At 49.8% G+C, this 23,798-nt stretch carries 19 protein-coding genes and 1 tRNA gene; 3 read left to right on the forward strand and 17 right to left on the reverse strand.

Annotated features, from left to right (window positions below; translation table 11 throughout):
* Entirely contained in the window at positions 1-1,329 is a 1,329-nt protein-coding gene (locus HMPREF1492_RS01165; RefSeq protein WP_035435094.1) for an aspartate kinase, read from the reverse strand.
* A 2-nt stretch (positions 1,330-1,331) separates the two neighbouring features.
* Positions 1,332-2,471, reverse strand: coding sequence for a homoserine dehydrogenase (locus HMPREF1492_RS01170; RefSeq protein WP_035435097.1), 1,140 nt, complete (start codon positions 2,469-2,471; stop codon positions 1,332-1,334).
* 312 nt (positions 2,472-2,783) lie between these two features.
* On the opposite strand from HMPREF1492_RS01170, the gene thrC reads away from it, so the two are divergent.
* Together thrC and thrB are read left to right on the forward strand one after the other, a co-directional pair.
* Entirely contained in the window at positions 2,784-4,310 is a 1,527-nt protein-coding gene (thrC, locus tag HMPREF1492_RS01175) for a threonine synthase (protein WP_035435100.1), read from the forward strand.
* 22 nt (positions 4,311-4,332) lie between these two features.
* Positions 4,333-5,262, forward strand: a complete 930-nt coding sequence (gene thrB / locus HMPREF1492_RS01180) for a homoserine kinase (RefSeq protein ID WP_051479331.1) — start codon at positions 4,333-4,335, stop codon at positions 5,260-5,262.
* A 469-nt stretch (positions 5,263-5,731) separates the two neighbouring features.
* Here thrB and HMPREF1492_RS01185 read toward each other — a convergent pair whose 3' ends face one another.
* The 13 genes from HMPREF1492_RS01185 to HMPREF1492_RS01245 form a co-directional block, all read right to left on the reverse strand.
* Positions 5,732-6,481 carry an ABC transporter ATP-binding protein gene (locus HMPREF1492_RS01185; RefSeq protein ID WP_051479332.1) on the reverse strand — a complete coding sequence of 250 codons (750 nt, stop codon included), beginning with the start codon at positions 6,479-6,481 and terminating at the stop codon, positions 5,732-5,734.
* Positions 6,481-7,326, reverse strand: coding sequence for an ABC transporter ATP-binding protein (locus HMPREF1492_RS01190; protein ID WP_035431730.1), 846 nt, complete (start codon positions 7,324-7,326; stop codon positions 6,481-6,483). The genes HMPREF1492_RS01185 and HMPREF1492_RS01190 overlap by 1 nt, the downstream gene beginning before the upstream one ends.
* A gap of 5 nt (positions 7,327-7,331) precedes the next feature.
* Entirely contained in the window at positions 7,332-8,549 is a 1,218-nt protein-coding gene (locus HMPREF1492_RS01195) for a branched-chain amino acid ABC transporter permease (RefSeq protein ID WP_035435102.1), read from the reverse strand.
* A 10-nt stretch (positions 8,550-8,559) separates the two neighbouring features.
* A complete protein-coding gene (locus HMPREF1492_RS01200) occupies positions 8,560-9,432 on the reverse strand; it encodes a branched-chain amino acid ABC transporter permease (RefSeq protein WP_035428101.1) in 873 nt (290 codons plus the stop codon).
* A 15-nt stretch (positions 9,433-9,447) separates the two neighbouring features.
* Positions 9,448-10,629, reverse strand: a complete 1,182-nt coding sequence (locus HMPREF1492_RS01205) for an ABC transporter substrate-binding protein (RefSeq protein WP_035435104.1) — start codon at positions 10,627-10,629, stop codon at positions 9,448-9,450.
* Positions 10,630-10,828: 199 nt separating this feature from the next.
* Positions 10,829-12,232: a hypothetical protein gene (locus tag HMPREF1492_RS01210; RefSeq protein WP_035435106.1), complete on the reverse strand. Its 1,404-nt coding sequence runs from the start codon at positions 12,230-12,232 to the stop codon at positions 10,829-10,831.
* 298 nt (positions 12,233-12,530) lie between these two features.
* Entirely contained in the window at positions 12,531-14,636 is a 2,106-nt protein-coding gene (gene rho, locus HMPREF1492_RS07170) for a transcription termination factor Rho (protein WP_051479333.1), read from the reverse strand.
* 242 nt (positions 14,637-14,878) lie between these two features.
* Entirely contained in the window at positions 14,879-15,559 is a 681-nt protein-coding gene (locus HMPREF1492_RS01220; protein ID WP_035428097.1) for a MarR family transcriptional regulator, read from the reverse strand.
* A gap of 329 nt (positions 15,560-15,888) precedes the next feature.
* Entirely contained in the window at positions 15,889-17,733 is a 1,845-nt protein-coding gene (argS, locus tag HMPREF1492_RS01225; protein ID WP_035435108.1) for an arginine--tRNA ligase, read from the reverse strand.
* Between the two features lie 68 nt (positions 17,734-17,801).
* Positions 17,802-19,298 carry a nicotinate phosphoribosyltransferase gene (locus tag HMPREF1492_RS01230; RefSeq protein WP_035435110.1) on the reverse strand — a complete coding sequence of 499 codons (1,497 nt, stop codon included), beginning with the start codon at positions 19,296-19,298 and terminating at the stop codon, positions 17,802-17,804.
* A 60-nt stretch (positions 19,299-19,358) separates the two neighbouring features.
* Entirely contained in the window at positions 19,359-19,811 is a 453-nt protein-coding gene (locus tag HMPREF1492_RS01235; protein WP_051479334.1) for a hypothetical protein, read from the reverse strand.
* Between the two features lie 2 nt (positions 19,812-19,813).
* Complete coding sequence (locus HMPREF1492_RS01240; RefSeq protein WP_035435112.1) at positions 19,814-20,842, reverse strand: radical SAM protein; 1,029 nt, start codon at positions 20,840-20,842, stop codon at positions 19,814-19,816.
* A gap of 81 nt (positions 20,843-20,923) precedes the next feature.
* A tRNA-Ala gene (locus HMPREF1492_RS01245) sits at positions 20,924-20,999 on the reverse strand.
* Between the two features lie 463 nt (positions 21,000-21,462).
* Between HMPREF1492_RS01245 and HMPREF1492_RS01250 the strand changes: the two genes are divergently transcribed.
* A complete protein-coding gene (locus HMPREF1492_RS01250; protein ID WP_051479340.1) occupies positions 21,463-22,665 on the forward strand; it encodes a glycosyltransferase family 4 protein in 1,203 nt (400 codons plus the stop codon).
* A gap of 531 nt (positions 22,666-23,196) precedes the next feature.
* Here HMPREF1492_RS01250 and rplT read toward each other — a convergent pair.
* Positions 23,197-23,556, reverse strand: a complete 360-nt coding sequence (rplT, locus tag HMPREF1492_RS01255; RefSeq protein ID WP_035428088.1) for a 50S ribosomal protein L20 — start codon at positions 23,554-23,556, stop codon at positions 23,197-23,199.
* A gap of 41 nt (positions 23,557-23,597) precedes the next feature.
* On the reverse strand, positions 23,598-23,798 hold the full coding sequence (gene rpmI / locus HMPREF1492_RS01260) for a 50S ribosomal protein L35 (protein ID WP_012808612.1): 201 nt from the start codon (positions 23,796-23,798) through the stop codon (positions 23,598-23,600).

Genomic DNA, 23,798 nt, shown 5'->3' on the forward strand with positions numbered 1-23,798 from the left:
TTACCTCGAAACCATTTCGTCACGAACAAATCCGTTATAAATGACGCCAATTGTGCGATCAAAGTCGGCATTATCGACGCCCACAATAATACTAATCTCTTCCGAGCTCTGCGTAATCATGCGAATGTTGACGCCCGCATTGCCCAGCGCGCCAAAGATCTTACCAGAGGTGCCAGAACGCCTAGACATATTACGACCAACAACAGAAACAAGAGCTAAGCGGTCTACCATCGTAATGTCATCAGGCTCAATCTCGCGACGAATATCGCTGATGATGGAATAAACCGTATCCTTTACGTCGGAGGCATTTACCACAATACCAAACGAATCAACGCCTGTTGGGATGTGCTCGACAGAGACGCCGTAGCGCTCAACAATATTGAGTGCGCGGCTGATGACGCCAACCTCGTTGGACATGTGAGCCTTCTTGACATGAATAGCTAAGAAGTCTTTCTTGCCTGCAATACCTGTAATCAAGTGCTCGTTTGTATCGCCATCTGCAGTCTCACGGATAACCGTGCCCGTGTCTTCTGGACGGTTTGTGTTCTTGATCTGAATTGGAATGTTTGCCTCACGAACAGGGAAAATTGCCTCTTCCTGAAGAACGGAAGCGCCCATGTAAGAAAGCTCGCGCATCTCGTCAAAAGTAATGCGGCCAATAGCGCGTGGATTCTGAACAATGCGAGGATCCGCAGAAAGGAAGCCAGACACGTCAGTCCAGTTCTCATACAAGTCAGCGTCTAGGCAGCGAGCGACAATGGCGCCGGTAATATCGCCACCACCGCGCTGGAACAACTTAATTGCACCGTCAACGGTAGCACCGTAGAAGCCAGGCAGCACAAACGAGCCGCTGCGAGCAACAACTTCTTTGAGTCTAGAAGCAGTGCGCTCCATATCAATGGTGCCGTCATGATGGAACAGCATAACGTCAGCAGCATCAACAAAGGGCAGGCCAAGATACTCAGCAAGGATCTGGCAGGTGAACCACTCGCCCCTACTTACTACATACTCTGGCGAGAAGGACTTAATGTTTGTAGCAAACTTCTCAAACTCCTCAGCGACAGACCATGCAACTCCCAGTTCATCAGCAATCTCCACAAAGCGAGCCTCGATGTCTGCAAGTAAAGAGGTGCAGTCAACGTGATACTCAATGTGGGCATTTACCAGCAGCAAAAGATCCGTAATCTTGTTATCGGTTGAGTGGCGCTTTCCTGCTGCAGACGAAACAATAAAGCGTCTATCAGGGTCAGCCTCAACAATAGCTTTAACTTTTTTGAACTGCTCTGCAGAAGCAACACTTGAGCCGCCAAATTTTGCAATTTTGATCATTTCTAATTCCTCTTTTCAAGTGCAGCCATAAAGGTTGTAGGGTCTTGCGAAAGTGCGCTGGTAAGAAGCTCGCAGGCCTTCTCGGCACTTAGATTTTTAACCAACTGAGCACCCGGCTCCCAGAACGTACCGCCTGGAATATCGGCCTGCGTCCTAAACACATAGTCGGAAACAAGCAGCTCTGGATTATATGAAAGACCAGCCGAGAAGGTCTGCTGACCCCCAGCAGGAGCCGCGGCACAGTCAATAATATCCTGCACGACGGCGTTTGCCGTTGGGTCGCCACCGGCACCCTGACCGTAAAACTTGAGCTCTCCAATGGTATTTCCCACGGCAGTTGCAACGTTAAAGTTAGTTGGAACGTTGGCCTCTATGGTTGAGAGCGAAACCGCAACTGGCTCAACAGCTACCGCATACGATGAACCGTCAGAAACACCACGACCAAAGAGCTTGATTGTCATATCGTGACTGCCAAACATGGCAAGATCGCGCTTAGTTAAGTTTCTGATACCAGACATAGGAATCTGGTCTGTGCAGATTACGTCGAAGGCAATAGATGCAGAAATCATAGTCTTAGAGCGAACATCAATGCCGTCGATATCGCTTGACGGGTCTCGCTCGGCGTAACCCAGCTCCTGAGCCTTGCTCAGAACCTCAGCAAAGTCCGTTCCGTCTTTGAGCATGGAATAGACAATGTAGTTGGTGGTTCCATTCATGATTCCCCAGAACGCAGAAATTTCGTCAATACGACGAACTTTCTGAATTCCTGCTATCCAAGGAATGCCACCGCACACGCATGCTTCGATCTTAAGGTTGACGCCCGCTTCAGCGGCAAGTGTCATAAACTCCTCAAAATGAGCAGATACCACGGCTTTATTTGAGGTGACTACATTTTTCTTAGCAGTCAGCGCAGCTTTGATGTACTCATAGGCTGGCGTGAGGCCACCCATGCACTCAACAACGGTATCAAGCGCAGGGTCAGACAAGAGCGCATCAAAATCAGATGTTGCCCGAGGGTCAACGTGCTCTTTACCAGCTCTAACCAAGATGGACGTCAGGTTAACGTCAGAAACGCGCTCATCAAGAATGCGCGCAACTGAAGCACCAACCGTTCCAAATCCAAGTAGGGCAATGTTTTGCATATAACTCCAAATCTAGCAGTCATTTTGCGAGAAAACCGGTTGCCTGCAAGGCTAATTGCAGAGCAAGGACAACCGCACACAAAGGTGACTGCACTGATAACAATCTCATAGACAAAAACTACCAAAAACCTAGACAGAATCTAATCGACAGTTTTTCTCGTCTTCATAATGCTATGAACAATTCTATGTTACAAGCGACATTTACTTCTCACTGTTAAAATAATAGAAACGCAACACGCGAGACGCGCAATTTGCACGCGCACAACACGCGACACGCACAACACGCGACACGTTCTAAAGATTGGTGGTTTCATGGCCGTCGCATATCACAGCACAAGAAGCTCTGACCATACCGTTTTGGCCAAACAGGCCATTTTGCAGGGAATTGCTCCCGACGGCGGCCTTTATATCCAAGATTCAATTGGCGAGAAACCCCTCGATCTTGCAAAGGTTTGTTCTCAGGGCTTTAAGGCTACTGCTTTTGACGTGCTTTCTGCTCTGCTGGACGACTACTCTGCTGAAGAGCTGACTCGCTGTATTGAGGGCGCGTATGGCTCTCAGTGGGACACCCAGGCTATCACGCCTGTTTCTGCTATCGGAGAAGACTGGCTGCTTGAGCTCTTCCATGGTCCAACGTCGGCTTTCAAAGACGTCGCGCTTCAGATGCTTCCCCGCCTGATGAGTGTTGCTCGCGAGGACGCGGACGTAGCTGGCGCTGTCGACGCTACCGCCACCGCCGGCAAGAGCATCATGATTGTGACCGCAACTTCTGGCGACACTGGCAAAGCTGCACTTGAGGGCTTCAAAGACGTACCCGGCATGGGCATCACCGTCTTTTACCCTGAAGGCAAGGTTTCTGATATTCAACGCCTGCAGATGGTAACTCAAAAAGGCTCTAACGTAGCTATTTGCGCTGTTAAGGGAAACTTTGACGACGCTCAAAACGCCGCTAAAGCAATCTTTGCTAACAAGGAGTTGGCGCATGAGTTGGCCGGTAAAGGCACAGTACTTTCCAGCGCAAACTCCATCAATATTGGTCGTTTAGCCCCACAGGTAACCTACTACTTTGACGCATATGCCCAGCTTGTTGCCAAGGGTGCCATCACTCAGGGTCAAAAAGTTACTTTCTGCGTGCCAACCGGCAACTTTGGCGACGTCCTCGCAGGTTACTTTGCAAAAGAGATGGGACTTCCTGTTGAGCGCCTCATTGTGGCTTCTAACAGCAATAAGGTGCTGACTGATTTCTTGGAAACAGGCGTCTATGATCGCAGGCGTGCATTTGAAAAGACTATCTCTCCGTCGATGGACATTCTGGTTTCATCAAACCTTGAACGACTCCTCTATCTTGCGTCCGGCAAAGACACTGAGCTTGTCAGCTATCTGATGAACCAGCTGGTAACCAAGGGTATCTACACGGTACCTGCTCAGGTGATGGACACCATCCGCGAAACCTTTGATGCTGGCTTTGCTACCGACGCTCAGACGCGTGAGACTATCTATTCTACCTGGGAGAATTGTCGTGTGCTGATTGATCCTCACACAGCCGTCGCAAAGCACGTGCTTGACAGGGTTTCTCGCCAGGCGGGTAACGTGCGCGTTTGTCTGTCTACTGCTAGCCCGTATAAGTTCTCGTCCGACGTGCTTGCCGCGCTGGGCCACTCGACCGCTGGCCTGGATGACTTTGCATGCATGCATACGCTCGCCGAAATCACGGACACTAATCCGCCAATCCAGCTTTCATCGCTGAATGATAACGTTATCATTCATACTGACGTTCGCGAGAAGGAACAGCTTGCTTCATACGTTTCCGAAGCATGCGGGCGTATTTTTGCTTGTTAGACTTTGAGAAAGCAGGTTCTACATGCTCGACAACACCATCTTGACCGTATCTGTACCTGCTACCTCTGCAAACATTGGCGTCGGCTACGATACGCTGGGTCTTGCGTTTAACCTGCGCGCAAAGATTACGTTTAGGGAATCCCCTACGCTCATCATTGACGGCTGCCCCGAGCAGTTCAGAAACGACGATAACCTTGTCTGGACGTCTTATGTTCGAGCCTGCGAAAAGCTGGGCGAAGAGCCTACTCCTAAGCACATCACTATCGACTCGCCTATTCCGCTTTCTGGCGGACTTGGCTCAAGTTCTACCTGCGTAATTGCTGGTATTGCAGCCGCGATGACCGAGTCTCATGGCGGCTGGGATCCTGAGCGTGCGCTCGACTTTGCCTGTCATTTTGAGGGCCATCCCGATAACGTTGCTCCTGCAATTTACGGTGGCCTGACCTCATCATTTGTTGAGGGCGGGCATACCGTTTGTACTCGAAGGCTCGTAGCGCGCGGTCTCTCTTTTGTTGCAATTGCGCCCCCGTACTCTATCAATACTGAGGAAGCGCGCAAAGTGGTTCCGCAGAAAGTCTCCCTTGAAACGGCCGTTTACCAGATGGGTCGTACCGTTGCTGTTACCCATGCACTTGAAACAGGCAATGGAGGTCTTTTGGCAGCTGCCTGCAACGACAAACTCCATGAGCCCTACCGCAAGGAGCTCATCCCCGATTACGAGGAGCTTAAGCAGGTAGCAAAGCTTGCTCGTGCATGCGCCTTTGTCATCTCGGGCTCAGGTGCCACTATGGTTGCCATCTGCGACTCCCCCGTTACGGCGCGCGCGGTTGCCGAGAATGCCAAGCAGGTCAGAGGCGATCTTTGGATTCAGATTCTTGAGCCAGCACTTCTGGGTACCGTCCTTACCTTGGACGACGGTCAGCAACACCGCAACACTTTCGACGAAATCTAACGTGACAACTGCGCTCGGTCAATGCGTGTACTAACAAGTACGCCTGCGACAACACGGGTTTCTCGCTAGGAGTGTCATTCCCGTCCGTTTTTCTCGCCAGGCGGACCCTTCTGCTATTGCGTGCCTGAAAAGTGCAAAGAATCTGTATTTGAGCCACCGATTCTTTGATGAAATCAGGCAAATCCACAGATTCTTTTACGTATTTAGGCAAAAGTTACAGATTCTTTGAAGAAATCAGGCGCGTGAAGATAGGCTGCGCCGCGCCAAATTTTGCGAGCCTGAAAACTACATCAAGTCTGAGTAAATTAACTCAGACTTGGCGAGAAAAACCGGCAAATAGCTCAGATATGGTGCGCTTTTCAGGCAAACTGTTCAGACATGACAACAAAACCCGGCTCCTACGTTGTGTGGGAGCCGGGTTAACGTTTAAGGTACGTTGACGTCAAAGCACATTTGCCACTAGTTGCGTTTATGCGCCGAGGTAAGCCTTACGAACGTCATCGTCGTGGAGAAGCTCCTGGCCGGTGCCATGCTTAGCAACCTTACCAAGCTCAAGAACGTATGCACGGTCAGCAACCTTAAGTGCCATATTAGCGTTCTGCTCAACCAACAAAATGGTGGTTCCTGCATCGCCGAGCTGACGAATGATCTGGAAGATTTCCTCAATCAGAAGAGGAGCCAGACCCATGGAAGGCTCGTCGAGCATCAAAAGCTTTGGCCTGCTCATCAGAGCTCGACCCATAGCAAGCATCTGTTGCTCGCCACCAGACAGCGTTCCTGCCAGCTGATTCTTGCGCTCGCGAAGACGTGGGAAATGCTCGTAGACCATCTTGACGGTCTTAGCGTTCTGGGAATCGGGCTGCGTATAGCCGCCCATCTCAAGGTTTTCAGCAACACTCATGCGAGAAAACACACGGCGGCCCTCAGGGCACAATGCCAGGCCAGCCTCAACAATCTTGTGAGCGCGCTGGCCTACAAGGTTTTTCTCGTCAAGCGTAATGGTGCCAGAGTCCGGCTTTACTAGACCAGCAATGGTGTTCAGTGTAGTTGATTTACCTGCGCCGTTTGCGCCAATAAGGGTAACGATCTCACCCTCGTGGATGTCAAAAGAAATGCCCTGAACTGCGTGGATTGCACCGTAAGAAACATTAAGATCCTTGACGGATAGCAGGGTTTTTCCAGCGCCAACTGCCTGGGTGTTTGTAGTTTCAGCGGCCATTAGCGCACCTCCTGCTTTCCAAGATATGCCTCGATAACGCGAGGGTTGTTCTGAACCTCTTCTGGCGTTCCCTTTGCGATGATGTTGCCGTGGTCAAGAACGGCCAAACCCTCGCAAATGCCCATAACAAACTTCATATCATGCTCGATGAGAAGAACAGCAATCTTGAAATCATCACGAATCTTAAGGACATTCTCCATAAGCTCGTCAGTCTCTGCTGGATTCATACCTGCAGCTGGCTCGTCAAGCAGTAAAATCTTAGGCTGCGTTGCCAGAGCGCGAAGAATCTCAAGCTTGCGCTGAGCACCATAAGGCAGGTTGCCTGCAAGGTTATTTGCAAGGTTCTCCATACCAAAAATGCGCAGCAGATCGCGAGCGTTATCAGCGCTCTCTTTTTCCTGCTTCCAGTGAGCTGGAAGACGAAGGACGTCCTCAAAGAAATGAGACGTCATGTGGCTACCCTGACCAACCTGAATGTTCTCCATAACAGTCATGTTGTTGAACAGTCGAATGTTCTGGAAGGTGCGGGCAATACCCATATGATTTGCTTCAACAACGCTTTTACCAGCAAGGTCGTAGCCGTCAATCATTACGGTACCACGGGTTGGCTTATAGACACAGGTAAGCAAGTTAAAAACAGTTGTTTTACCTGCACCGTTAGGACCAATGATGCCAGAGATCTCGGTAGGACCAAGAGCAATGTTGAAGTCGTTAACAGCAGTCAAGCCACCAAAGTCAATGCCAAGGTGCTCAGCTTGAAGAACTGGAATTGCACCAAGGTCTCGCTCAGGAATGAGGTTAGGAGACTCTTGCCTAATAAGTTTTGTAGTGTTTTTAGTTGCCATCGCTCTTACGCCTCCTTCGAATCAGTTGTGGCTTCTACCTGCGTATCCGCCTGCTCATTTGCCTGAACGCCTGCCTTCGCGTTGACCTGCACGTCTGTCTGCTCGTCCGAGTCATCATTGTTCCAAGGGAAGTCCCTGTTCATGACTCGCTTAATAATGCGAGACAGCGAGAAGTCATAGGAGCCAAACAGACCCTCTGGTCTGAAGATCATGACCAGAATCAGCACGATTGCATAAGCAACCATGCGGTAGTCAGCAAAGGCACGTAGAGCCTCTGGGAGTACGGTCAGGACAGTTGCGGACACAACGGAGCCAAACATAGAACCCATGCCGCCCAAAACAACCATAACAAGGATCTCAACGGACTTCATGAAGCCAAACTTGGCAGGCGCCATAACGCCGATGCAGCCCGCGTAAAGGCCGCCTGCAATACCAGCAAGAAATGCAGAGAAAACAAAGGCAAGGGTCTTGTAATACGTGGTGTTAACGCCTGATGCCTCTGCAGCAATCTCGTTATCGCGGATGGCGAGAATAGCACGTCCATGTCTAGACTTCATAAGAGTATGAATAGCAAAGATGGCAAGCGAAGCAACAATTGCGGTGTTTAGGTAGCCTGTATAAGCAGGAATACCCGTGAGGCCTGATGCGCCACCAGTAAGCTTGAAGCCAAGAGCAGAGTCAATGTTTACCAGGACAACGCGGATAATCTCTGCAAAGCCCAGAGTAATGATGGCCAGGTAATCACCGCGAAGACGAAGTGCTGGAATACCAATAACCACGCCCATCAGAGCGGCGCAAATGCCGCCAAACAAAAGACCCACAACAAAAAGAATAACTGCAGGTGTAGAGCCTGAGGCCATGGACTGAGCATCCAGACCAAAGAGTGGCATCATGCGAATGATAAAGATTGCGCAGGCATAACCACCAATGGACATAAAGCCAGCGTGACCCAAAGGAAGCTGTCCCAGATAACCAGTAACAATGTTCAGAGAAACGGTCATCAGAACATACACGCCAATTTGCTCAAAAACAACGGTCTGATAGCGAGAAATAAGGCCCTCTCCTACCAGGAAGTTTCCACCAAAGACAAAGAGTGCAACAAGAATTGCATTGATGGCATAGCGAGCAGGCATAGTGAGCTCACGACGGTGACCATCTTTTCCACCAAAACCAGTGACAATTACGGGGTTGTGGTTATTATCGCGTGGATACATTTTAGTCATGTGAGCCTCCTTACACTTTCTCGGTAACTGGTCGGCCAAGCAGGCCAGTTGGTTTCACAACAAGAACAAGAATCAAGAGTAAGAAGACTACTGCATCCTGCCAGACAGACAGGCCAAAGGCAGCAACAAAGACCTCGGAGAAGCCAACAATAAGGCCGCCAATAACAGCGCCAGGAATGGAGCCAATGCCGCCAAGAACTGCTGCAACAAATGCCTTGGTGCCCAGCATGACGCCCATGGTAGGAGAAACCTGCTGGTATGCCATGGAGTACAGAATAGCCGCAATGCCTGCCAGAGCGGAACCAACTGCAAAGGTAAAGCTAATAGTGCTATTGACGTTAACGCCCATCAGACGAGCAGCGCCCATATCCTCAGAAACTGCACGCATTGCCTTACCAAGACGAGTCTTCTGAACCAAAAGGGTCAGAACAACGGTCGCCACAATAGTAACGGCAACAGTCAAAAGTGCAGTGCCGGAGAGCGTCGAACCAAATACCTGAACAGTTCCCAAGTCAATGATGCTTGGAACAACCTTAGCGTCAGCACCAAGAAGTAGCTGAACTCCATTTTCAAGCAGGTAAGAAACGCCAATTGCGGTAATCAGAATAGAAAGCCTTGGAGCTTCTCTGAGTGGTGCATAGGCAACCTTATCAATAAGAACGCCCAGTACAACGCAGCCGAAAATGGCGAGAAGAACGGCGATTGCAGGATTGAGTCCTAACTGAACAAGCGCAATCCAAGCAACGTAGGAGCCAAACATGATGATGTCACCATGTGCAAAGTTAAGAAGCAAGATGATGCCGTACACCATTGTGTAACCAAGCGCCACCAGTGCGTAAATACTGCCCAATTGAAGTCCATTGAGCACCTGAGTCAAAAACATCTGAGGTTCTCTTTTCTATGAAGGATTGATCGTGTCATAGATGGACTCTTTGCCATCTTTAAAGGTAATAATCAAGGTGGACTTCACTGGGTCACCTGTTCCCTGATATGAAAGGGTTCCAGTAACACCTTCGACCACACCAGATGCAATAGCGTCAATAATGGCTTGCCTATACTCATTAGAGTTGTAGGTATAACCGCGTTTCTCGACAGTCTTAAGAGCGGAGCAAAGAATCATTGCTGCGTCATAGCCCAAAGAACAGAAGTTAGTTGGAGCCTCACCGTATTCCTCGGTATAAGCCTTAACAAAATGCTGAACTTTTTCATCTGGGTTTGAAGCAACAAAGGCAGAGCAATAGAAGCATCCTTCAAGGTCAGCCGCAGAAGCATAGTCCTGCTCGCCGCCAATGATGCCTGCCCAACCATCTGCGCCCATAAAAGGCTTTTTGCAGCCAAGCTGGCGAGCCTGCGTCACAATCTTGCCGTTATCCTGGTAATAGTTTGGAGCCAAAATGGCATCAGGATCCAGTCCAATAATGCTGGTAAGCTGGGCGTTAAAGTCAACAGCTCCCGTTGGATAACCCTGCTGGGATACAACCTCAATGCCCAACTCACGAGCCCTCTGGACAAATGCGTTGTTTACGCCAATTTCGTAATCGCCGCCAGAGTTAAAGATGGTTCCTACACGCTGATAGCCTTGCTTTTTAGCAAACTCTGCAAGAACAACGCCCTGGAATGGGTCGGTGACAGTAGCGCGGAACATGTTATTGCCGTGAGCAACAACGTCTTCTGCTGTTGCAGATGCCGTTACGCAAGGAATGTTGTCCAGTACCGATTTCTGTGCCAGTGCAATGGTTGGCGTTGAGGTAACGTCACCTAGAATTGCACAGACATTCTCGTCAAGAAGCTTGTTATAGACAAGAATGGCCTCAGTTGAATCGCCCTTCTCGTCCTCAACAATAGAGACAATCTGACGGCCACCAGCTCCACTATTCTTGTTGAATTCCTTGAGGTACAACAAAATGCCGCTACGTACCGCAAGACCATACTGAGCAACGTCGCCGGTATACGGTCCCATCACGCCAACGTAAATGGAGTTAGGGTCTTGGTTCTTTGGCGAACAACCTGCTAGAGCAAACGAGCCCGCAATGGTCCCGGCCACCTCCAAAAAGCGTCGTCGCGTTAGCTTATGTGCCATATTCATCTCCTTTTCTCCATAGCGTTGAATATGTGACACAACACAATATGGCTGCAGCCCTTAAAAAAGAACCACAGCCAAAAAATGTTATCTAACTTGAAATAATTTTAGAGAAACCGGATGTTTCTACGAACTCCAGCCTTTCGCGACGGTTGCGCGGTTGTCTTCTGACTACCCGCAGCTGGCCTACGTGTGCTACTTACGCCTCACGTACCAGGGGAAGCTCACCCGCAAAGTGACGAGGTTTGTAAGAGGCCTTGTCTGCGCTGGTCTTCTCGCCAAGATCAAGCGAAGAAATCTTCTTCATCTTGCTGGTGCCGCCCTCAATGAGGCGAAGGAGCTCGCGCGTTGGTCTCTCGTCAGCCGCCTGAAGCTCAGCTGCCATCTCACGCTCAACCGCGTCAAAGATGTCCTGAACATGCGATGACGTATCGTTTGTAGCCTTGATCAGCGGCATTGCGGTTGATTGTGCAACCACACCAGCGTAGTTTGGCTCGCGAGAAGGACGCATCTGAGCTGCGGTAACCTTGTGAGACGCAGCAGGTTTTGCACCCGACAACTCCACCGAGCTTGCAACTTCAGCCTCAGCAGCGGCCTGACCAATGAGCGGCAGCTGCACTGGATGATACTTGCGCATCTGCTGCTGATCATGGCGAGCTAGATGCTCGTCCATTGCAGCCAGCGCAAGCGTCCAATCATCAGCATGCTCAAGCTCGTCAATCGTACGCTTCTCAGGGAAGACTCCCTGGTCAACGTAAGAGATACGGCTAGAAATATCAGCAGCATGGTTGGTAAAATCTTCAGGAATAGCCTCGGCGCCAATCTCAGCAATACCAAAATCGCGCGTAATGGACTCTTCGCCCACAGCCTTAGTCCACCAAGCAGTACCAACGTCACCAACGGTTCCGTCAGCACGCTCGATAATAGGCAGGCCGTCCATAGGATCTTGTCCTAAGCGCTCAAGAAGTACCGCAGCAGCACCCTTTGCACGTGCAACGGTACGCTCACGCCAGCTCAAAAGCTTGGTGTAGTTCTCTGCAATCTGCGCATAGTCGTTTGTAGAGTGCGCAGGAGCCTTCTTTGCGCGAACGGGAAGAACTCCCTCTGCGGCCGTACTTACAACCTGTGACTTCTTTGCAGGTGGCTCGGCAGGCTGGACAGGCAACTCAGCAGACTGAACACGAATGGAACCAGTCATATCCCACTGAGAAGCCCTCATGTGCTTTGGCTTGTACGCAGCAATCGAGCGCCTTGAAGAGTCCAGTGGAATCACAATGCTCTCTTCTGGCGAGAAGTTCGATGCAGCTGAGACCTGCTTTGAAGATAGAGCCTCATCTGAGCTCTGGAACGTTGCAGCCGACTGGCTCTTTGCTTCTATTTCATCGATTTTCTCGCCACGATTTACCGAGCGAGAGACTACCAAGGCCGCACCAGAAATGATTGCAACCGCAGCAAGTCCCACTCCAATGCCTGTAAAGATTGCACCAAGAGGCGTTTGACGAATTTCATTAGCGGTAAGGGCATACGCAGATGCTGGCTCTGCTACCAGAACCAGTCCACTGAGCAGGCCGGCGACTACTGCCGGATTCCTACCTTCTGTCATACAAACTCCCCCTACAAACGCCAAGAAGATGTATGAAGACACACGCTAAATTTGCATATGCTACTAAACCCAATACGGGCGACGTGAGCAACGGGTGGGCTTCATTTCATCTTTGTGTAATCCGCTGCAACACATAATTGTGCTGTTAGAAATGACTATAGCGTAATTCATTATTTTTTACAGCGTCATTAAAACTTTTTCATAATTCTTCAGCAGTTATTCAACAAAAATGGCGAGAAAAAAGAAGTGCCTCCCAACATAGATTGGAAAGCACTTCTTGCGTCATCTTTAAATCTGACTAATTCTGTGGATAGTCAGACTGTGCAGCCTTCTTTGCAGATCTAATCAGGAAGTCCTGGTTATTGTCGGTCTGCTTAAGACCACTGATAAGAGCAGTAGTTGCACGCTCAGTGTTATTGAAGCCTGCAAGAATACGGCGAACGCCCCATACCATAGGCTGAAGCTCTGGCTTAATAAGCAGATCCTCATTACGAGTACCAGAAGAAACAGGATCAATAGCTGGGAAGATACGGCGATCTGCCAGGTCTCGATCAAGCTTGAGCTCCATGTTACCAGTACCCTTGAACTCCTCGAAGATAACCTCATCCATCTTGGAGCCTGTATCTACCAGGGCAGACGCAATAATAGTGAGCGAGCCGCCGTTCTCGATATTTCGAGCTGCACCCAAGAACTTCTTTGGTGGATACAGAGCTGCGGAGTCAACACCACCAGAAAGAATACGACCAGAAGCAGGAATAGCCAGGTTGTATGCACGAGCGAGACGTGTGATGGAGTCCAGAATAACCACAACGTCCTGACCCATCTCAACCAGACGCTTTGCTCGCTCAATGACAAGCTCCGAGACAACGGTGTGGTTCTCTGCTGGCATATCAAAAGTTGAAGCAACAACGGTGCCCTTGATGGAGCGCTCCATGTCCGTAACTTCCTCAGGACGCTCGTCTACCAGGAGACAGAAGAGGTGAACCTCAGGATTGTTGGTAGTAATAGACTGGCAAATGCGCTTCAAAATGGTGGTCTTACCTGCCTTTGGAGGCGAGACAATCAAACCACGCTGACCCTTACCAATAGGAGCCACCAGATCAATTGCACGGCCCGTAATGGAGTCTTTACCGTGCTCCATTGTAAGAGGCTGGTCCGGGAAAATAGGGGTCAGGTCTTTGAAGCGAGGACGATCCTTAAGACCCTCAACTTCCCCACCGTTGACCTGGGTAACCTTAAGCAGTGGTGGATACTTGCTATTTACGCGAGCAGGTCCCACCATGCCCAAGACGCTATCACCCGGACGCAGACCAAGATTTCTAATAATCTGCTGGTGGACAAAGGCGTCGTCATCGCCTTCCATGTAATTGCCCGTACGAATCCAGCCGTAACCTTCGTTGCTAATCTGAAGAATACCCTCAACAGTCTTAAAGCCCTCAGCAGCTGCAGATGCAGCGTATACAAGCTCAATCAAATCAGACTTATGAACGCCTGCGTACTCAATGCCCAGCTCAGTTGCTTTAGCACGAAGCTCAGAAAGCTTCATCTCTTGCAGAGCCTCTTTGGAAAGCGATGGCTCGCTTGCCTGGCCTTGCTTGCGATTCTTGTTGCGCTGGTTGTTCTGTCTACGATCGCGAGAAGGACGCTCCTGGTTGTTGGCGTGTGCGTTTTCCTGTGTCTTCTCGCCCTCCTGAACTGCTTCTTTTGGCTCAGCATTACGATGTCGACGACGTGCTGCACCCGTACGAGAACGTCCTGGACGCTCTGCTGGAGCTGCATCGGAATCTGCTACTGCACCAGAAGCCTGCTCCTGAGCTGCACCATTCTGCTGCTCAACACTACCCTGCTCTTCAGCAAAGTTCTTCTGAGCCGCATTGTCATTCTGGCCAGCCGCACCCTCTGCCTCTGCTTTAGTGAAGGCAGGAGCCGGAGTTACCTCTGCAGAAGGCTGAGTTGCGTCCTGAACAATCTTGGTAAGGCGATCAGTGTCTACAACGTCAGAAGAAACCTTGCCGCCTGCCTGGACCTGAGCCAGGACCTCTGCCTGTGCAACTTCAAGGGCACGCTCGTGAAGAGCACGCTCTTCCATCTCTTCTTTGCTAGGACGGCCGCGGCGACGTTTAGGAGGCTCTGCAATGCCAGCTGCGTTCATAGCCTCTGCCACAACAGCCTCTACCGCACGACGTGCCTCAGTCTCTTTTTTAGTTGGACGACCACGACGACGCTTTGCAGCAGATGAATTAGAGGCCTTTTCTTCAGTTGCCTCAGAATTGGTATTTTCTGAAGTTGAATTTTCTGAATTACTATTTTCACTCTTACGAGGTCTACCACGTCTACGTGGTGCTGGAGTATTTTCTACATCATTTAAAGAATCATTTTGGACCGAAGATGTTTCGTCCGACATGTACAAACCTCTCTGTTTGCTCATCAAAATAATCTGTAAAAATACGTGAGAAATATGATGAAGGGATAACAAACAAAATCAAATAGGTGCAAATCCAAAAGGAATATACCACGAAAATGCCCGCCTTATGATGAAAAAATAAATAAAATTCACCATAAAACGGGCAAATGGGGATTTATAACCACTAACCCTTAAACCTCGAGAAATCCATCTTCTAGATTTCTTTAATCTGCATAAATCATTTAAACAGCTGTACGGCTCTTTCTTTTTACAACAATATCTTCAATTTGCTGAACGATTTCTTTGATATACGTCTTGCCTTGAGGCGTGAGCTCAACCATAGTTACTCTTCTTGAAAGAGCATCGTCATGTTTGCGCTGTACCAGGCCACTTTCTGCCAAAGCAGTAAGAGACATAGAAACCGTTGGCTGCAAAAGACCAAGTGCGTCAACAATCTCTGTAATTGAAAGAGCGTCTTTAGGAGAATCTAGAATTGCAAGAAGGACCATATCTGCTGCCCTGCAATACAGAGCTCCCATAGCGTCAACATACATGACAATACGCTCAAACGAAGTACGTGAAAGCGCCTGGCCGGGTGCAATACGAGCACAGGTAAGCTTGGACAGCTCCTCAACTGCTTCTACACCCTTTTCTGTGATGATACACACTACGTTGCGTCGATCAATGGCGCCTTCATCTCTCTTGATGAAACCAAGCCTTGCCAGGTGCGAGGTACGATGAGTAATCGTAGGACGAAGAGCACTCTGATACTCGGCAATTTCTGAAGTCTTAACAGGAGCACCCTTCACATTGAGGCGACACAAAATAGCAAACTCTTCAAACGTGAGTCGTCTGTTAGCAGGCACCACTCTTCTAACCAAGTTGTAAGACCTGCGAATGGACATGTACTCGCGAAGTTCCATAGAGACCTCCACTCTTATGCCCGAACCATTTACTATTTGCTCGCATAATGAGTATACCCCTAAAAAACACGTGTTAACGTGGGGACAAAACAATAGTTAGTCAAAAATATGTTAGAAAATGGTGCTTATATGACATCAAAATAGGCTTTTATATGCTGAAATATAAAATTTAAGTAATAAATATTAATTTTATTATCTCTTTTATACATTAAAAAATTTTTTACATAACGGAGAAATATGTAAATTATCTGGAGAAATTCACTAAAGATACCGTGCAGGTATTCAATACTTGCACGGTATCATGACAAAACAACATAGTTAGCTATCGTTTACATTGCCTCAGGAGCAGAAACACCAATCAGATCAAGAGCAATTGCAAGTACACGACGAGTTGCATCACACGCAGCAAGACGAGCCTTCGAAAGCTCTGCGTCCAGTGGGCGTCCTTCAGAAGGAAGTACCTGGCAAACGGTATAGAATGCGTGGAACTGACCAGCAAGCTCTTCAATGTAGTGCGTAATGCGGAATGGTGCCCTATCGCGAGCACAACCCTCAACAAGACCTGGGAACTCAAAGAGTTTACGAGCAAGAGCCTGCTCGGCGTCTTCAGAGAGCAGCCCAAGATCAACCTCAGAGCCAATAGCCTTATCTGCAACAGCGTCCATACCAAGTGCCTTTGCCTCATCAAGGTCAACGCCAGCAGCGCGGCGCAAAATAGAGCAAATACGAGCGTGAGCATACTGAACGTAATACACAGGATTAGAGCTGTCCTGACGCTTTACCTGCTCAATGTCAAAGTCAATCATCTGGTTGGAAGACTTTGAAACAAGGGTGTAGCGCGTTGCATCAACACCAACCTCAGCGAGAAGCTCATCAAAGTGGATACCAGTTCCTTTACGCTTAGACATTCTGACGGCAACACCGTTTCTGAGCAGGTTAACCAGCTGGCCAAGCAAAACCTCAAACTGAGTTGGGTAACCAAGAGCTGTTGCAGCAGAGCGAACACGCTGAATATAGCCGTGATGATCTGCTCCCCAAATATCAATAACGTGGTCAACACGCTGGAACTTGTTCCAGTGGTACGCAACGTCGGAAGCAAAATAGGTATACTCGCCATTTGTCTTGATAAGTACACGGTCCTTATCGTCACCAAAATCAGTGGAACGGAAGAACAGCGCGCCCTCGTCAGAACGGTACAGATAGCCAAGCTTATCCAGAGCATCAAGTGCGCGGTCAACAGCGTCTTTACCCTGGTCATCCTTGACATACAAAGAACGCTCGGAGAACCAAACGTCAAAGTCAGCGCGGGCGTTGTGGCAGGTATTTTTGATGGACTCAAGCATCATCTTATAGCCGCGCTCGCGGAACTCTGTCATGCGCTCATCTTCAGATTTATCTGCCCAGGCCTCTCCGTCATTTTTGAGGAAGAAAAGTCCCAGGTCAACAATGTAATCTCCAGCGTATGCGTTGCCGCCAAGAGAGTTAATGAACTCGTCAGTAAACGGATGCTTCTCTGGATGAGCATCGTCTTCATCTGCAACGTAAGCATTGCGATCTTCTGCAAGCACCTGAGCAGCCGACTCCGCATCAATGCCGCGCTTCTGCATAATGTCAATAAGCTGCAGGTAGCGCTTGGAAATAGAGTGACCAAAGACATCCATCTGAGAGCCATGATCGTTGACGTAGTACTCGCGCTCAACCTCATAGCCTGCGAAGGCAAGAATGCGGCTTAGAGAATCTCCAAGCGCCGCCCAACGGCCATGACCAATGTGCAGAGGACCAACAGGGTTTGCAGAAACGTACTCTACCTGAACTTTCTGGCCAGCGCCAAAGGTAGAACGACCAAAATCGGCGCCCTGCTCACGAACGGTGTTAAAAATCTCATTGCCCGCAGCGGTAGACAGATAGAAGTTTACAAAGCCAGGACCTGCAACTTCGACACGCTCAATTTGAGGGTCTGTAGCAATATGAGCCACAAGAGCTGCGGCAATATCGCGAGGAGCCTTATGTGCCAGCTTTGCAGAACGCATTGCAACCGTAGAAGACCAGTCTCCATTTGATGAGTCCTGTGGGCGCTCAAGTCCCACATCATCAATCTGGAATTCAGGCAACTCACCCGCAGCCTGGGCATCTGCCAAGGCTTGACGTACAAGTTCCTCGATCTTCTCGCGCATGGTTCTCCTTTAAATTCAGCGCACGTGTGCAGCGCAATTACATAGTTGGTTGTGTAGCTTCTAGAGAACTACTCAGTTTCCTCGGAAGATTTTACCTGATGTTGAGCAGCAAGTTCATGACGCAAATTGGCCAGGCCACGCTCGAGACCCACAGGATAAATCTGAGGATTCAAGAAACGCGTATACGCTGCGTCCAGGCGCATGAGTGCCGCGTGACAACGGTCGCGAGCAACCTCAATAGACTCGCTCTCCCCTACACGCTTGCCGCCTTCTACCAGCCTTACCATCAGCTCGCGAGAAGTTCCTTCAAGCTTGTGAGTTGAATACGGGTCAATAATGTCGACAACAGTTGCCTTAGACTCTGGACTCTTGGTTACCAGGTAATCTGGGTCAAAAATCATGTCGCCTGCAGGACAGCCGTTTGCATCATAGAAGCGGCGAATGTGCTGAATGCCTGGGACGGTACGCTTGTAGGCCATCTCGGACAGCTTGATAACAGGAGTCCAAGGCTCAGCAGCAGACTGACGACGAGCGGTCAGCTTGTAGACACCGCCAAGTGAAGGCTGAGGATCGCAGGTGGCAAGCTTGGTGCCAACACCAAAGGCGTCAATAGGTGCTCCCTGAGCAAAGAGAGACTGGATGGTGTACTCGTCAAGATCATTTGAAACAGAAATCTTGATGTAAGGAAGGCCTGCCTCGTCAAAAGCCTTGCGAGCTTCCTTAGAAAGGCGCGCAAGGTCTCCGGAGTCAATACGAACAGCACTCAAGCGCTCGCCGCGCTCTTCCATCTCCTTTGCCACAATAATGGCGTTCTTGATGCCTTCGTGAACATCATAGGTATCAAGCAGAAGTGAGCAGTTAGTTGGGCTAGATTTTGCAAACGCCCTAAAGGCATCAAGCTCAGTATCAAACGACATTACCCAAGAGTGTGCGTGGGTACCAAAAACAGGAATGCCGTAAATTTTGCCAGCAAGAACATTTGAAGTGCTTGAAGCACCTGCAATATAGGAAGCGCGAGCAACTGCCAAGCCACCATCTGGACCTTGCGCACGACGCAGGCCAAAGTCAGAGACGGGATTGCCCTGAGCAGCCTTGATAACGCGAGCACACTTAGTTGCGGCCAAAGTCTGGAAGTTGACCAAGTTTAGCAGGGCGGTCTCAATGAGCTGGCAGTCAACAATGGAGCCCTCTACGCGGACCATAGGCTCACGTGGGAAAACAAGCTCTCCCTCGGGGATTGCATCAATGGTTACATTGAGCTTGTGGTTGCGCAAAAACTCAAGGAACGCTGGCTTAAAGAGACGGCCGCCACCAGGAGAGTTAATGCTTGCCAGGTAGTCAATATCGTCGTCTTCAAAGATAAAGTTTTCAACTAAGTCAGCAATTTGACCAGTTCCACAAGAAATGGCAAAGCCGCCATTAAAGGGATTCTCGCGGAAGAATGCGGTAAAGCATGCCTCTGCATCAACAAGACCGGCTTCCCAATAACCTTGAGCCATCGTGAGCTCATACAAGTCTGTATTAAGGCTAACGTCTGAGGGTTTGGTACGATCAGTGAGTGACATAGTTGCTCTTTTCGATTGGTCAAAAACTGACGGTGAGACGATATATCTAGAGTAGCAGTCCTACAAAATAAATTGGCTTACAACAAAGATAACTGCGAGAATTACCACAGTTCCAATAACAATTTTTTGCCCCAAAGGCATTTTGATGTCTTCGTCGTCCTCATCTGGCTCCATAAGGGCGCGACCTTTTGCGCGCTGCTCCTGAATGCGACGAATTTGCTCGGCCTCCTGCTGAGCTGCCTGACGTGCAGCACGCTGCTGATCTGCAACAAGCTGAGCATCTTCAGCGGCAGCTGCCTCTGCTTGCGCTTGCGCTTCTACTTGGGCTGCACGGGTCTTCTCGGCACGAAGCGTCTCAAGCTCAGCGCGCTCTTTCTCTGCGCGAAGAGCCTCGAGCTCCCTGCGCTCTTTCTCTGCGCGGAGCGCTTCCAGCTCGGCGCGCTCCGCGTCCGTGAGCGCAGCCGCCTGTGGCGCTGGGGTGGTTTGGAGCTCTTCGGGTTTCTCGACAGACATGGTTACTCCTCAGTTAGTGTGTCGGAGGTGCTTGTGGTGGCGTCGTTGGCGGCATCTCCGTGTGCCATGCGAAGCTTGAGCGCGGGACCCTCAACGCCTGTTGCGTCAAAGGCTGGCACAAAACTCTCGGAGACGGTTCCACCCTCCTGCCACCACAGATTTTCAAAGCCCAGGTCATCCGCATGACAGAGCACCAACTCGTACTCCTCATCAGAAAGCGTTCCAGAAAGCGGACCGCCAGCCGTGCGCATGCGCTCGTTGGGCGTGTACTGATTCATGATTGATACGTCTACATCATTATGACAAAGATTCCAGACGCGGTTGAGTACCTCGCAGGAATCGTCCGCGTGCGTGGGCATGACCAGGTGGCGCACAATGATGCCCTGCATCATGCGACCGTCGTCATCCAGCTTGCGACCGCCACGACTCATCACTGAGTCATGCATAACCTCAAGTGCCGCCATGGACATCTCTGGATAATCTGCTGCGTACGAGAGCTCTTTTGCCAGCGTGGGGTTTGCGTACTTGACGTCTGTCAGCCAGATATCAATGACACTCGAAACTTTCTGTACCACCTCTGGCAACTCATATCCCGAGGTATTGCACACTATTGGGAGCGTCAATCCTGCCTCTTTTGCCAGCGTCACTGCTTCAATTATGTGTGGCGAGAAGTGCAAAGGAGTGACAAGGTTAATGTTGAGTGCACCCTGAGCTTCAAGCTCAAGCATCATCTGGGCAAGGCGTTCAGTTGTGACTGGCTTGCCAAAACCCTCTTGCGAGATTTGATGGTTCTGACAGAACACGCATCTGAGCGGGCAACCTGTGAAGAAAATTGCGCCTGATCCGGCCTCGCCCGAGATGGGAGGCTCCTCCCAAAAGTGCAGCGCTGAACGAGCCACACGAATGGTGCTTGAAGCTCCACAAAGGCCCGCTTTACCAGCGTTTCTTTGAGCATGGCAACGCCTTGGGCAGAGTTCACAGACGTCGTAGGCAGAAAACGTAAGGGCATGAGGTGATGGTGCACTACCCAAGGGTTTCTCGCCTCCCGTCGTATCTGCCCAGGCAGATGGTGGTATAAAAAACGCGCAGGGTCTCTGCGCGCGTCAAAGTCATGGTGGAGATAAAGGGATTCGAACCCTCGGCCTCTGCCTTGCGAAGGCAGCGCTCTCCCAACTGAGCTATATCCCCGTTGCGGTACTTATTGTGGCAATCAGGGGCAGGTATGTCAATGATTATGCGGGCGGAATGAGCGGCTGTAGGCTTGCGAGGAGGCTCGTGGCGTTTCCGCAGACCATCGCAACTCTTCCGCGAGCCGTCAGAGCTTTAACACAGGCTACCGAGGCAGAAAAATATCCTTCCCCGCAGTCATCTATGAACCCACCTTCATAAGGTGGGCGCCGCACTCGGGCGTTCCAGCTTCCTTAACAACGAAGGATGCCTGTACTGAACACGAGATTAGGCTCCCTGAAAAAACTTGTCGGTTCACCCAGTTTAGACCGCGGGAGAAGGACAATTCTTACTATAAAGAGATTATAAAAAGATTAAAGTCTTGACTTGTTTTTTAATGAGCAGCACAATTAAATGGTATGGATTTTAGCAGTTAAATACTGTTTTTTATTGGAGGGTATACGGCTTGAACCTCTGGGTAACCATGTTTTGTGTTTTCCTCTCGGCTGGTCTTGGTTCAGCTCTGATTACCCCTGCCGTTCGTCAACTGGCTTGGAAGCTTGGAGTTGTCGATAAACCCTCTGCTCGTCGAGTCAATAAAAAGCCTATTCCTCGCATGGGCGGCGTTGCAATTTTCTTTGGGTTAGCCGTTGCTATGCTGGTGCGTTATGGCGTTGAAGCAATCCTTGGACATGCCGAGATTACGCTTTCTTCTCGCTATTACCTGAACGTTAATTTTTGGGTTGTTGGCGCAGCCTTTGCGGTAATTTTCTTGACCGGATTGCTTGACGACATTTTTTCTCTCAAGCCTATTCAGAAACTCGCTGGTCAGGTAATTGCAGCAAGCATCGCGGCTGCAAGCGGTCTGATTATCGGTAACGTTGTTGATCCGTTTTCCGCGTACGGCTTTGTGGATCTTGGATGGCTCGCCTATCCAGCAACTGTCATTTACCTGGTTGCTTACGCCAACATCATTAACCTTATCGACGGCCTTGACGGACTTTCTTCAGGTATTACCTGCATTGCCTCTACCACTATGTTTGTGCTTTCTATCTGGGCGGGTCGCTTTGACGCAGCTCTTTTAAGTGCAGCAATCGCAGGCACCACACTGGGATTCTTAGTTCACAACTCCTATCCTGCAACAATCTTCATGGGCGATTCTGGTTCGCTAACCTTGGGATTTGCTCTGGGAACAATTTCGCTTTTGTCTGTCACTCGTTGGGCGGGACTCACAACCATCATTGTTCCTCTCGTCGTTGCAGGTATTCCAATCATCGATACCTTCTCCGCAATTGTTCGCCGTACCCGCGCACACGTCAGTTTTGCTACTGCCGACCGCGGACACATACATCACCGCTTAATGGCTCACGGTTATAATCAGCGCCAAGCGGTACTTTTGATGTACGGTTGGACTGCCCTTCTGTGCGTTGGCTCGCTCATTATGACGCAGGTCAATACGCTGCCTCGTATTGCAATTTTTGTCATGCTACTTACTATGTCTGCTTTCTTTGCAAAGTACCTGCACCTCTTTGAGCCTGTTCTGCTTCACCATACTGATCCAAAGACTGGTGAAGATGAACTCATTACCCCTAAAGATCCAGGCTTCGATGAAGAGATTAAGCAGCTCCACGAAGAAGAACACGAGCACATCGAAGAACTCATTCACAGAGACCACAAGAGCGAATAAGCTGGAAACGGATGCTCGCAAGCCAACTTTCCGTGAGCTCGTGGTTCCGTTCACGGCTGCAATTGCGACTGCACGGGTTTCTCGCCAAGTGCGCCAACAACCAGCTCACGCGCCTAAAAAGTGCAAAGAATCTGTATTTGAGGTACAGATTCTTTAACAAAATCAGGCAAATCCACAGTTTCTTTTGCATTTTTAGGCAAAATTTACAGATTCTTTGACGAAATCAGGCACGTGAAAGATAGGAGCTTCGGCCCTGAATTTTTGAGCCTGAAAGCTGCATCATGTCTGAGTGAATTTACTCAGACATGGCGAGAAAACCCGGCAAATAGCTCAGATATGGTGAGCTTTTCCGGCAAATCGTTCAGACATGGCGAGAAAATCAGGCGCGTCGTGACCTCAACTGTGCGCGCCGTGACCTCGACCGGTCGTGCTCCCAGCGAAATTCTCGCCAAAAGAAAACCCCGCACATCCAAAAGGACATACGGGGTCTAGCTATCTAGCTGTAATGAAATTGCTCAGTGCAAACCGAAGTTACTCAGCAAGTGCCTTCTTAGCAATCTCTGCAAGATCTGCGAAGCCCTGCTCGTCAGAGTAAGCAATCTCTGCGAGAACCTTGCGGTCAAGCTCAACACCAGCGAGCTTGAGGCCGTGCATGAACTTGCTGTAAGAAAGGTCGTTGATGCGTGCTGCAGCGTTGATACGCTGAATCCACAGTGCGCGGAAATCACGCTTCTTGTTACGACGGTCACGGTAAGCATACTGACCAGAATGCTGTGCCTGCTCCTTCATACCACGGAAGGTACGAGAGGAAGTTCCGTAATAACCCTTTGTGCGCTCGACGAGCGTCTGACGCTTCTTGCGACCAGCAACTGCGCGCTTAACTCTTGCCATATCTAATCACTCCTTGTTATTTGATCTGGTGGGTGGCGCGCTTAGTTCTTAGCGCCCATACGCTGAGAAACTACTGCTGCATCGCCAGCGGAAAGAACAGCTTCTTTACGGAAGCCACGGATACGCTTCTGGGACTTCTTGGTAAGAATGTGGCTCTTAAAAGCCTTAGCACGCATAATCTTGCCAGTACCGGTGCGGCGGAAACGCTTAGCCGAACCCTTGTGCGTCTTCATCTTAGGCAT

It is taken from the genome of Atopobium sp. BS2, from assembly GCF_000565075.1.
Taxonomy (GTDB): Bacteria; Actinomycetota; Coriobacteriia; order Coriobacteriales; family Atopobiaceae; genus Lancefieldella.